The 12021-nt window shown below is 43.1% G+C and carries 9 protein-coding genes; 7 read left to right on the forward strand and 2 right to left on the reverse strand.

What is annotated here, in order from left to right; all coding sequences use genetic code 11:
• Positions 1-132 precede the first annotated feature (132 nt).
• Both Q1A70_RS02680 and Q1A70_RS02685 read right to left on the reverse strand, forming a co-directional pair.
• The gene (locus Q1A70_RS02680) at positions 133-1605 is read right to left on the reverse strand and encodes a hypothetical protein (protein ID WP_299686737.1); all 1473 of its coding nucleotides are present in this window, start codon (positions 1603-1605) and stop codon (positions 133-135) included.
• Positions 1606-1817: 212 nt separating this feature from the next.
• The gene (locus Q1A70_RS02685) at positions 1818-2807 is read right to left on the reverse strand and encodes a WYL domain-containing protein (protein WP_299686739.1); all 990 of its coding nucleotides are present in this window, start codon (positions 2805-2807) and stop codon (positions 1818-1820) included.
• A gap of 368 nt (positions 2808-3175) precedes the next feature.
• On the opposite strand from Q1A70_RS02685, the gene Q1A70_RS02690 reads away from it, so the two are divergent.
• The 7 genes from Q1A70_RS02690 (at position 3176) to Q1A70_RS02720 (ending at position 12019) form a co-directional block, all read left to right on the forward strand.
• Positions 3176-3367, forward strand: a complete 192-nt coding sequence (locus Q1A70_RS02690; protein WP_299686741.1) for an AlpA family transcriptional regulator — start codon at positions 3176-3178, stop codon at positions 3365-3367.
• A 423-nt stretch (positions 3368-3790) separates the two neighbouring features.
• Entirely contained in the window at positions 3791-3967 is a 177-nt protein-coding gene (locus Q1A70_RS02695) for a helix-turn-helix domain-containing protein (RefSeq protein ID WP_009842282.1), read from the forward strand.
• Positions 3964-5463 carry a class I SAM-dependent DNA methyltransferase gene (locus tag Q1A70_RS02700; protein WP_299686760.1) on the forward strand — a complete coding sequence of 500 codons (1500 nt, stop codon included), beginning with the start codon at positions 3964-3966 and terminating at the stop codon, positions 5461-5463. The genes Q1A70_RS02695 and Q1A70_RS02700 overlap by 4 nt, the downstream gene beginning before the upstream one ends.
• Positions 5460-6338 carry a hypothetical protein gene (locus Q1A70_RS02705; protein WP_299686762.1) on the forward strand — a complete coding sequence of 293 codons (879 nt, stop codon included), beginning with the start codon at positions 5460-5462 and terminating at the stop codon, positions 6336-6338. Before Q1A70_RS02700 ends, Q1A70_RS02705 begins: the two co-directional genes overlap by 4 nt.
• Entirely contained in the window at positions 6335-7825 is a 1491-nt protein-coding gene (locus Q1A70_RS02710) for a class I SAM-dependent DNA methyltransferase (RefSeq protein WP_299686764.1), read from the forward strand. Before Q1A70_RS02705 ends, Q1A70_RS02710 begins: the two co-directional genes overlap by 4 nt.
• Positions 7826-8950 carry a restriction endonuclease subunit S gene (locus Q1A70_RS02715; RefSeq protein ID WP_299686766.1) on the forward strand — a complete coding sequence of 375 codons (1125 nt, stop codon included), beginning with the start codon at positions 7826-7828 and terminating at the stop codon, positions 8948-8950.
• A gap of 6 nt (positions 8951-8956) precedes the next feature.
• The gene (locus Q1A70_RS02720) at positions 8957-12019 is read left to right on the forward strand and encodes an HsdR family type I site-specific deoxyribonuclease (RefSeq protein ID WP_299686768.1); all 3063 of its coding nucleotides are present in this window, start codon (positions 8957-8959) and stop codon (positions 12017-12019) included.
• Positions 12020-12021 lie beyond the last annotated feature (2 nt).

Consider the following 12021-nt stretch of genomic DNA (forward strand, 5'->3'; position numbering starts at 1 on the left):
GATTGCTTAAACTAGTAGCAGTACGATACGCTGAGTGAGACTCCTGTTCAATGATATGAGAAGAGAGCACATGCTCTCTTCCATTATGCTGACTTAGCGTCCACTATGGAACGCTATAGTAGGAGTTGAGCTCTATTTGGTACAGTCGTAGAATCCACCATTCCCATTGGTACATTCATACCAGAATGTGCCATCGGCAAATTCATGATAGAAGAAATAATCCGAGTAGCCTCCATTGGGCATTGTCTTATAAAAGTTCAGGCGGTGCTCAATAGTAAAGCTGCCATCTTCATGGTTAGTTCGCTCATCCCATTGCCATTTATCAGATCCCACACTGTTTTGATTCCCCCACTCTAAAGGCAATTGAGACATGTCTGCGATAAATGCATCACGGTCTAAGCCTGTAAGGTTGTCATGAAAGTTGGTCCAGTGAGCATACTCGGAAGGAGCCTCTTTCTCCCACAAGTACCAAGTCCTCAGTTGATTGATCCCCAAATCACGAATCCCAGTTTCTAGTAAGGTAGAGTTGAAAAAGTTCATGTCGCTGTAACCAAACTCTTCACACTCTTTTAAGGTTGTGCCATTCCTAGCTTTTTGGTTTTCAATAAAGTAGAAGTGAGGGGTGTCTTCGGTAAAGATGGTTTCTCCAATAGTACAAGTTGACGAAAAATCGTTGTGTTGAGTGAAGTATCGACGAAGTCCCACCGTTCCAAAGTCATCGAGCTCATTAATATCGTACTGTCTTAGGTACCACTTAACCATGGTCTCCCAGTCATCGTCTAAAATATCGACGCGCTCACGATAGTTCAATCCATCATCGATAACGGCTGACTTGTACCATAAAAGCTCGCTGGCTTGGTTGAGATTCCTAGGATCGTTAATGTAGTACGCAACACTAACATCGGCATCTGGGTGACTTTGCTCTAGCTGTAAGGTTTCATCGAAAGACTTACGAATTGCAATCATGAGATCTTGAGCAAGTTCGTAAACTTCAGAGTGACCAGAAGCGATATAGTCACTCCACAGCTCTTCTTCACTCATGTTGAAGTTGTGTACAAGATCATCAGTGACAGTGCGTATAGCGCTACTGATGCTTGATTTCATTGACTCATCATTTTTTACCAGCTCACAGCTGTAAGCTTCCTCTTTTTGTATTTCGATGCTACGAGCGGCGCTATCCCAAAGAACGGTACTGAATGGGGTGATATTGAGTGACTCTCCATGCTTATCGCTGTCATATACGAACGTGGGCGGAAAACGCAGCGTATATGGCTCTTTTACAATACCGAGATCTTCATCGACAGCCCCAACAGGGACATCAACAATGAGTGGAACATAATCTAAACAGCTTTGCTGCTCAGTAGTCAGGTTGCTTATATCAATGTCGAAAACCCCACCCTCGGTAGTAATCGAGTAAGGCATAGTTGGGTCGAATGTTTTATCACCATTAAAATCGTAGAACACGGTAGCGCCGACGATATACCCATCAATAGCGCGCCCCGATATATTGGTGCGCGGTTTATCAGGAGTTGTGTCGCTATCACTACTTCCACAGCCAGTGATAAGAGCACTTACAACAAGTGCAGAAACGAGAGTTTTTCTCATAGAAAGATCCTTTTTATTAAGGGAATACCGAATAACAGAGACACGGAACAATCATCGATGTATCAATGACTAATCGTCGTGGTTCGATGGTTCTAGTGTGTGTTTGTCCGTGAATTTACGAGTCAGGTTTAAAAGAATAAATTTAATGTAATGCCTGTACAGTTAGTGAGGGTATCAGTTGGTTAGGCATCTGGTGTCGCAGCTAGAGGTGATTAGCTTAGAGTGCTTGATGGTCGAGATTGAGGTTGAGAGCTGTCTATCGATGGCAATGTTACTTTCTTGACACTAGTGATATGCTTTTTGTGTGCCTCTAGCCAGGCCATAAATGGCAATGTATTTGAAACCGTCGCAGTCACATGTAAGAGCGAACATTGATCTAAGATGCATTGATCTTCAGAAAGCGGAGCATGGTAGAGGTGCTCTCCCGCTTGTTTGGTAATGGTGAACTCTATCGTGTAACTGTCGTAATAATTGCGAGTGTATGCCGTGAGTTCATCATGCAAATCAAAATCACGAGGGTAGTCGAATATGAACGTTGACAGTGTTGCTTTGTGTACTTGGCCAATATCAATAAAAGTCGTGTTTTTTGCTCCTTGTTTATAACACACCAACATCAATGTATTACTTTGCTGTACAAGGCCCAAAGGCATGACATTTTTTCGATGTGGGCTCTCTTTCGTACCACATTGCAGGCTTAACCAGCGATTGTGGTAGAGTCCTTGGCCTATGACAGCATAGATATCAGCACTGATATTCTTGCTTAACTTAGCAGTGTTCTGAAAAGCCACTTTTTTGAGCCATTGAGACTCTTTTGAATCTTGAGCTAGCGATCTGAGGCGATAGTTTGCGTCTTCGAACAAAGTATGAAGAGTGTTTGATACGTTTGGAGGGATTAAGTAATGAATATGAGACTCAGCCAAGCATAGCAGTAATGCTTCGTGAATGGTGAACCCAATTAGCGCTTTATGCTGTTTTCGCTGGTAGCCATAGGGCTTGTCACGATCATCGCGTTCAATATCAAAGTATTCGAGCAACACATCAAGGTTGCGTTGAATAGTTCGAATATCACGATGAATACCGACTTCTTCTAAGTGTGCTTTAAGTTTGGAGGCGGTGACTTTGTGCCCATAAGGAATGCGCTTATAGAGCTCTAGAGCGAGAACCATATGCTGGCGAGTGCTCACATGAGTCGTTTTACTCATATGCTCACCTAGGTTGAAGTTAGTCTAAATACGAGGGGATGCATGTAGCTGAGCGCCTGCTATAAATAGGCAAGATGATTGGTTTGGGTTGGTAATATCGCTCTTAGGTACATGCGGCTCTCCGAAAGTTTACTTAGGCGAGCCGATTGTATTGTTAGGTGTGGCATCTGGTGTCGGATCAAACGCCAAAATTGAACTTTGTTCTTATGCTCTATGTTGAGGGGGGGTATCAGCATGGTTTTCTCCTATGTTTGAAAATGCATAGGAGTGATATGTATTTGAAAAATTGTTGAGTAGTTGCTCCTGCCAGTACGTAAATTTGCGCATTTTTTCTTCATCTCATGAGTGAAACTACACAGGACAGAATCATGAGATTAATCAAACTAAAAGAAGTCATCGCAGTAACAGGTCTATCACGTTCATCCATCTATAAGTACATGGATGAAAGGCAGTTTCCACAGTCTGTTTCGTTAGGTGAACGTTCGGTTGCTTGGGTTGAAGATGAGGTCCAAGATTGGATCTTGGAAAGAGTAGCTGAGCGAGATCAGCAAGCAGGATAATCATGCAAATTAGCATAGAGGGAGCGACTAGCTCCCTCTATGCTGTCTTAGGGCTTTCGGTGATAAGTTTTAGCTATATTTAGTCAGTCACCAATAGTGGGGGCGTCAAAATTGGCTCTAGCAGTATCAGAGCAGTAAGCAGAGTCGTTTTTTGTTTGCCTGGTGCGTTTTCGTATCCCATTTAGGACTCTCCTTAGTTTAAATTTGCATGTTAGTTATTTAGTTGGTTTAACAGGCTGAATTTAAAGACCTAAAGTGGTCGCTGTTGGTAATACAATATGGGATTGTCGTTTCCATCACAGAACGCGCAGAAGGCAATGGGTTTAACATTTACGCATAGGCATCATTGCTCATTCCCCAATTTTCCCATATTCTCTCACTATCAATTCTGATAAATAAAACCAACATGAGATAACACTCTGAATGGTAGACCAAATTTTAACCTTGAAAGAGGTGGCTGCTTACCTAAAGTTGGCCGAAAAAACAGCATACAGATTAGCAAGCGAAGGAAAGCTTCCTGGTTTCAAAGTCGGCGGCTCTTGGCGCTTCAAACGTGAAGACCTTGAAGCGTGGATAGAAGAGAATAAGAGCAAGCAATGACATTAATAAATCTCAAAGACTTAGAAGCACACCTTTGGCATGCGGCCCACATTATTACGGGACCAATTGACGCTTCAGACTACAAAACCTACATCTTTCCAATCTTATTTTTTAAGCGTATCTGTGATGTTTACGATGAAGAGTTTGAAGAGGCGATGGAGCAAGTGGGTGATGAAGAGCTTGCAAAGGGCGATATGTTTCACCGCATTCAAATTCCAGCTAACTGTCATTGGAAAGATGTGTTTGCAGAAACCAAGGATATCGGGCAAGCCCTAAAAGATTCATTCCGTGGCATTGAGCTAGAAAACCCACAGCTACATGGCATTTTTGGTGACGCGAGTTGGACTAACAAAGAGCGCCTATCCGACGAACTACTATCAACACTACTCAACCATTTCAACAAGGTTAACCTTGGCGTATCGAGTGTGCGTAATGATGATATGGGCCGTGCTTACGAATACCTAATCAAGCGCTTTGCTGATAAAGCAAACAAGAAAGCAGGTGAGTTCTATACGCCACGTACCATTGTTCGTCTTATGGTCAATATTCTAGATCCACAAGCCAATGAGAGCGTATATGACCCGGCTTGTGGTACAGGCGGTATGCTGCTTGAAACTATCCACCATGTTAAAGAGAACGGTGGTGACCCACGTCTCCTTAAAATCAAAGGTCAAGAGAAGAACCTGACCACCGAAGCCATTGCTCGCATGAACTTGTTCCTACACGGACAAGAAGACTTTGAAATCGTTCGTGGTGACACGCTTCGTGATCCTAAGTTTCTGAAAAATGACCAACTAGAAAACTTCGACTGTGTAATCGCAAACCCACCATTTAGCTTAAAAGAGTGGGGCCATGACTATTGGACAAGTGATCCATATGGCCGAGCAAGCTTTGGTTTAGCGCCAAAAACTAATGGTGACTTTGCCTGGGTGCAGCATATGTTTGCTTCATTAAACGATGAAGGACGCATGGCGGTAGTACTGCCACATGGCGTGCTTTTCCGTGGTGGTGCAGAAGGTAAAATTAGAACCAAGCTATTAAAAGAAAACCGCATCGTGGCGGTAATCGGCGTGGCTTCAAATCTGTTCTACGGTACAGGCATCCCTGCTTGTATTCTCGTATTGCGTAAAGCGAGACCAGAGGAGCATAAAGACCATGTTCTGATTGTAAATGCGGAAGAGATCTTTACTAAAGGCCGAGCTCAAAACACCTTGTCAGAGCCTCAAGCTGATGAGATTTACGACATCTATCAGAAGATGCGTACCAAAGGCCCTAAGGCAGACGACATTGAAGGTGTTGCACGTTGGGTGCCACATAGCGAGATTGAAGAGAACGACTTCAATTTGAACATCGCTCGTTATGTACAAAAGCCGCTAGAAGAAGAAACCATTACCGTTGAAGAAGCATTGAAAGATTTCCAGCAAAAGTTAGTCGCCTTAGAAACGGCTGAACAGGAGCTCGAAGCTTTGTTGATCAAGGAAGGTTTTGAAATATGAAGTTAGAAAAATCCTATTCAATTGAGCTGCAACGAAACATTTCTCCTGTAGAAGCAGATCTTAAATATCGTGAAGGCAGAATTACATCCAAGTTCGCATTTGAATGTCCTGATGACAATTGCCATGCAGCGGTAACATGCGCCAATTTGGATAGACCAAAAGAAAAAAGAAAAGTAGAGCCTTACTACAAAGTCGTTGAGGTGCATTCCGAACGATGTTTGATAGGAAAAGATCTTTCTGGGGTTAAGAGAAAGAAATCTAAATATTCCGATTATTCTGATACTGATGAATATATTTCAAATGCAGTTAGGTTGAACTTGCGTCCTCACAGCACGAAGAGACCTGTTGAAAAAGACGGCGTGTCGGAAGATGAGTTTGTCATTAAAGGACGACCAATACGTGAAAGTGATGGAGAAGAGGGCAAAAGGAAAAAACAAGCTTCGAAAGTACTTTCATCCATGGTTGATTCATTTTTGAACAATGAAAACATCTTAGTGCAATTACCTGAAATAGGTACTATGCCAATTGAAGAGTTGTTCATTGAAATTGATGGGCAAAAGATAGAAAGCTTTGCTGATGAGTTCAGAATCTACTTTGGCAAAGCATGGTTCAATAAGCATGGAGCTGGCTATTCAGTCGTTTTTGCAAATAGGCTAGAGCATGACGAAAATGTTGTACGCCCTTCGTTTTTCATTCCCAATAGTTTAATAGAAGAGACATCTTACCGACTATTTCAAGAGAAAAAGCTAAATGGGCTATTGGATAAAAAGCCAAGGCTAGTTTTTATTGCTAGTGAAACAGGACCTTTTTGCAAGGACAAATACATCAATTTCTGGCTTGAAGGCCTTGAATACTTGGAATATCGCACACAATGAACAAAAACAAATTAGAAGACCTACTTTGGGGGGCAGCCGAGTTCCTGCGTGGCCAAATTGATGCGTCTGATTACAAGCAGTACGTCTTCCCATTGCTGTTCTTTAAGCGCTTGTCAGATGTATATCTAGAAGAATATAACGAAGCGCTAGAGTTGCACGAAGGTGATGCGGAATATGCCGCGATGTCGATGTACCACCGTTTCGATATTCCTGAAGAAGCAAGCTGGGAGAAAGTTCGCAATACCAGTAAAGACATTGGTGAAGCGATTCAAAATGCACTGCGTTTGATTGAAGCAAAGAACGAACGACTACACGGTGTATTTGGTGATGCGCAGTGGACCAACAAAGAGCGTCTGCCAGATCATTTGCTATCAGATCTTATTCAGCATTTCAGTAAAATCCCGCTAGGTATTAAGTCTGTCGCTCAAGATGACTTAGGAGAGGCTTACGAGTACTTGATCAAAAAGTTTGCGGATGACTCAGGCCACACTGCAGCCGAGTTCTATACCAACCGTACCGTTGTGCATTTGATGACCCGTATCATGAAGCTTAAGCCGGGTGAGAGTGCGTATGATCCAACCTGTGGTACGGGCGGTATGCTGCTTAATGCTGTGATGGATCTACGTTCTCAGGGTGAAGAGTGGCGTGGTGTTCATTTGTACGGCCAAGAAGTAAACCTGCTAACGTCCGCAATTGCACGTATGAACATGTTCCTGCACGACATTGAAGAGTTCGACGTCATGCGTGGTGATACCCTAGGCGACCCTAAGTTTATCGAGAACGATCAACTCAAACAGTTTGATGTCATCTTTGCTAACCCTCCGTATTCGATTAAAAAGTGGAACCGTGAAAAGTTCGCCGCTGACCCTTATGGACGCAATATGTACGGCGTTCCGCCGCAAGGTTGTGCTGATTACGGTTTCTACACCCATATCATCAAAAGTTTAAAGCCGGATACTGGCCGTGCGGCTATGCTTTGGCCTCATGGGGTTCTATTCCGCGATTCAGAACAAACTATTCGTAAACAGGTGATTGAGTCTGACATCATTGAGGCGGTGATAGGCCTTGGCCCAAATCTGTTCTACAACTCGCCTATGGAATCGTGCGTAGTGGTGCTTAATTGCAATAAACCAGTTGAGCGTAAAAACAAGATTCTGTTTATCAATGGTGTAGAGCATGTAACTCGCGAGCGTGCCCACAGCCGCTTATCTGGTGATGATTTGGATGTGCTTTGTGAAGCTTATTTCCAACCAGACAACCAAAGTGACATTACTGCTTTGGTTGATTTAGATGATATACGAGAAAACCAACATAATCTTTCGATTCCACTCTATGTGAAAGGTAAAGATGATGAACAATCACATGACGTCGAACACGCTATCGAAGCATGGAAAGTAAGTCGAGTGCAGTTGAAAAAACAGACTAGTAAATTATTCCAGAGCCTTGCAAAGCTTGGGTATACAGATGAAAGCAAGGTGGAGCAGTAAATGACAAAGCGACAATTACCTGAAGGTTGGCAAGTGGTAAAGTTTGGAGACATTGCTAAACATATCTCCAAGCGTGTTGAGCCAAGTGAGACTGGATTGAAAGTTTATGTGGGCTTAGAGCATCTAGACCCCGACAGCCTTAAAATAAAGCGGCATGGGGTTCCTAGTGATGTTGCTGGCCAGAAGTTGCTTGTTAAAAAAGGGCAAATTATTTTTGGTAAACGCCGAGCATATCAGCGAAAGGTTGCGGTAGCCGATTGGGATTGCATCTGTTCAGCTCATGCAATGGTTCTCGAGGCTAATTCTGAGAATGTAATCCCTGAATTTTTACCATTTTTTATGCAGTCGGACGTATTTATGAATCGTGCGATTGAGATTTCAGAAGGGTCACTATCTCCAACGATTAAGTGGAAAGCACTGGCTAGTCAGAATTTCGTATTTCCCTCAAAAGAAAAACAATCTGTCTTATTAAGATTATTGACTGAAGTAGACCGCAATATAGAGGCTTTAGATTTAGCGTTATATAGCCAAGAACAATTAATCGAAGCAATCGTTAATGAGACCCTCTTATGCCCTCAAAGAGTAAAGCAAAACTCGTGTTTAATAAGTGAAGTATGTGAAGAGAAGAGAATACGAGTTAGTCCAGAAGTCTTTGATAAAGAGAGTGTTTATGTTGGTTTTGAGCATCTGACTCCTAAACTGTATTGGGAAACGGGTCACTCAAATTTAGATGGTGTCGTTAGCCAAAAATTTCGATTTGAATCTGGTGATATTCTGTATGGAAAAATTAGGCCGTACCTTCGAAAAGCAGCTTTAGCTGATTTAAACGGTATTTGCTCTTCTGATTTGGTTGTTTTGCGACCACGTTTGGCTGAAATGGGACTGATTCTGGCAGCCCTATTTTGTAGTGATACTTTCTCTCGGATAGCAATGAACTCAGCTAAAGGAACTAAGATGCCAAGAGCAGACTGGAAGATATTAAGTCAGTTAAGGTTTTCAAAGTTGAGTTCAGAAGAAATTAAACAGGTAAGTGCAATCCTGAGGACATGTAAGGATTCTTTCCAGACTTTTAGAGATAAGAAAAGAGCACTTTTGGTTACAAAAATGACTTTACTTAAGGGGTAGTTGTAAATGTTTAACGAACAAACAGTCACTGAAGATGGAATAATTGACCGTTTAAAAGGTTTAAGCGGAGTAAAGTGGAATTACTGCCATGGTGAGAGCTTACCCAAGCAAACACACGATATCTTTGTTGATACTTGGCTAAAAGATGCGCTTTGTTCGTTAAACCCTGATATTGGCAAAAATCCTGATTATGCAGATGAGGTCATCTACAAACTTCGTGGCTTGATGTTGGAAGCAAAACATACAGGGTTAGTCAAAGCCAATGAGAATTTTCATGAATGGTTGATGGCAGAAAAAAGCCTACCGTTTGGTGAGAACGGCGACCATATCACTATCAAGCTGATTGACTTTGATACCCCGGAAAACAACCACTTTGTTGTTGCGCAGCAGGTTCACTTTATTGCCGCGACAGAGGTGTTTTTCGATATCGTTCTCTATGTAAACGGTATTCCGTTGGTGGTGGGGGAAGTAAAATCTGCCACTCGTCCAAGTGTCACTTGGCAAGATGGTGCTGCTGATTTTATGGGTGGTCAAAAGCACTATTGGAAAAATGTTGAGCCTTTCTTTGTACCAAACCTTTTGTGCTTTGCTTCTGAAGGTCGCACCTTCGCTTATGGTGCAATTAATGCACGAGTCAAAGATTGGGGCCCATGGCATAAAACCGACCAGCGAGATGAAATTCCAGCTAGCTTGGCTACCGTACTTGATAGCTGTGAAGGCTTATTAAACGCAGAAACTTTGCTGCAAATGTTAGAGTCATTTGCACTTTTTTCAACAGTGAAGACAGGTAAAGACACACCACCTAAACGCATTAAAATTCTGCCTCGTTATCCGCAATTTGAAGCTGCAAAGCAAATTGTAGAACGAGTAAAAAAGGGTTATCCAAAAAAAGGGCTTATCTGGCACTTCCAAGGTTCAGGTAAGTCTTTACTTATGCTCTATGCCGCTCGTATGCTTCGTGCTGATAACAAATTGAAAAACCCAACAGTGTTGATTGTAGTTGACCGTCGAGACCTTGATAATCAAATCAATGAAACCTTCGGTGGGGCAGATGTTAAAAACCTCATTAAAGTACAAAGCTGTAGAAAGCTTGGTGAGCACATAGAACAAGATAGTCGCGGTATTTTGATCACCACAGTCTTCAAGTTCAAAGATGTCGAAATCGATGAGAGTAATGAAAACGGCCTAAATAGTCGTGACAACATTATCGTGCTGGTGGATGAAGCGCACCGCACTCAAGAAGGCTCTCTCGGCGACAAAATGCGCTGGGCGCTACCTCATGCTCACTTTTATGGCTTAACCGGTACGCCGATTTCTGGTATCGACCGCAACACCTTCAAACTCTTTGGTGCAGAAGAGGATGAGGGGCGCTACATGAACCGCTACAGCTACAAGCAATCTATCCGTGATGGTGCAACGAATGCCGTTAAGTTTGAGCCTCGTTTGGCTGAGCTTCGTGTAGATCGTGCTGCCATTGATGAAGCTTTTGAACAAATGGTCAAAGACAACGACCTGGACGATGGTGAGAAAATGGCATTGTCTAAACGTGCTGGCCGTTTAGCGATTATGTTGAAGGCGCCAAAACGTATGGCGGCGGTAAGTGAAGATATTGCCAATCACTTTGTGAGCCATGTAAAGCCAAAGCAGATGAAAGGCATGGTCGTAGTGTATGACCGAGACGCTTGTGTTCAGATGTATTACTTACTCGGTAAGAAGCTTGGCTTTGATGCGGTTGAAGTGGTCATGAATGTCGACCAAGCACCAATCAAAGATGACGATGAAAGCAAAAAGGGTAAGGTCAATAAAGATTGGCGCAAGTGGAAGCAAGAGCTTGAGCTGCCTATCATCGAGTCAGACTTTGAACGCTGGCAAGAGATTGATGGTAACGACCAAAAGCAGAAGAGTTTGATCGAGGATTACAAAGATCCTAAACAACCACTACAATTGCTGATTGTGACCGCAAAGCTGTTGACTGGTTTTGATGCGCCAATCTGTTACTGCATGTACTTAGATAAGCCACTACGTGACCATACCTTGTTACAGGCAATGTGTCGTACTAACCGTTTGTATGAAACTGATAATGTTAGTAAGCAAATGGGCCTTATCATTGACTATCTTGGCGTGTTTGAAAATCTACGTACCGCACTCGCATACGATCCTGAAGAAATCGACGGTGTTGTAGAAGGTATTGAGGCCTTTAAAGAGCTACTGCCAGCTCAGCTAGACAAGTGTTTAAGCTTTTTCCCTAATGTCGACAGAACCATTGACGGTTTTGAAGGCATTATGGCAGCGCAAGCTTGCTTACCGACTAACGAGAAACGCGATGAGTTTGCGGCCTCTTTTGGTGTGTTAGCTAAGCTGTGGTCGGCGATTAACCCAGATGCTTTCCTTACGCCTTTCAGAGCTGATTATAAGTGGCTGGTACAAATCTATGAATCTGTCCGCCCTGTAGGGCAGACAGGCTCACTTATATGGGCTGCGCTAGGCCCAGAAACTATTAAGATGATTCATGAGCATACTGATATCAATCGCATTCGTGATGATATTGATGAGCTGGTTATGGATGAGCACGCTATCTTCACTTTGACTGAAAAAGAGCAAGAGAAACGAGCAAGTCAACTTGAGATTGACTTGATGGGCCGTCTGCGTGGCAGTGGCAATCCAAAGTTCGTTGCTTTGGGTGAGCGCTTAGAAAAGCTTCGCCAGGACTATGAAGCTGGTGTAATTAAAGCTATCGACTGGCTGAAAGGGCTACTTGATACTGCCAAAGACACGGTGCAAGCAGAGCGAGAGACGGGCGATTCACCAGTAACCCAAGAAGATAATAAACAAGCGCTAACCAAGCTGTTCCTGGAAACCCGCCCAGAGAGTACGCCGAAGCTTATTGGTGATGTTGTGGAGCAAATCGACAAGATAGTTCGTTCTACACGCTTTGAAGGCTGGCAGTCATCCAATAGCGGGCCACGAGAGATTCAGAAGGCACTGCTACTGACACTTGCTCAGTTTGGTTTAGGAAAAGACAAAGAGCTATTCGCTAAGGCGTACGGTTACATTGAGGAGCATTACTGATC

The sequence above is a fragment of the uncultured Vibrio sp. genome (assembly GCF_947488985.1).
In the GTDB taxonomy this organism is placed as follows: Bacteria; Pseudomonadota; Gammaproteobacteria; order Enterobacterales; family Vibrionaceae; genus Vibrio.

What these genes read in the sequence shown, in the direction of transcription:
- Q1A70_RS02680 (WP_299686737.1), bottom strand. Translation starts at nt 1,605, where the DNA reads ATGAGAAAAACTCTCGTTTCTGCACTTGTTGTAAGTGCTCTTATCACT.
- Q1A70_RS02685 (WP_299686739.1), bottom strand. Translation starts at nt 2,807, where the DNA reads ATGAGTAAAACGACTCATGTGAGCACTCGCCAGCATATGGTTCTCGCT.
- Q1A70_RS02690 (WP_299686741.1), top strand. Translation starts at nt 3,176, where the DNA reads ATGAGATTAATCAAACTAAAAGAAGTCATCGCAGTAACAGGTCTATCA.
- Q1A70_RS02695 (WP_009842282.1), top strand. Translation starts at nt 3,791, where the DNA reads ATGGTAGACCAAATTTTAACCTTGAAAGAGGTGGCTGCTTACCTAAAG.
- Q1A70_RS02700 (WP_299686760.1), top strand. Translation starts at nt 3,964, where the DNA reads ATGACATTAATAAATCTCAAAGACTTAGAAGCACACCTTTGGCATGCG.
- Q1A70_RS02705 (WP_299686762.1), top strand. Translation starts at nt 5,460, where the DNA reads ATGAAGTTAGAAAAATCCTATTCAATTGAGCTGCAACGAAACATTTCT.
- Q1A70_RS02710 (WP_299686764.1), top strand. Translation starts at nt 6,335, where the DNA reads ATGAACAAAAACAAATTAGAAGACCTACTTTGGGGGGCAGCCGAGTTC.
- Q1A70_RS02715 (WP_299686766.1), top strand. Translation starts at nt 7,826, where the DNA reads ATGACAAAGCGACAATTACCTGAAGGTTGGCAAGTGGTAAAGTTTGGA.
- Q1A70_RS02720 (WP_299686768.1), top strand. Translation starts at nt 8,957, where the DNA reads ATGTTTAACGAACAAACAGTCACTGAAGATGGAATAATTGACCGTTTA.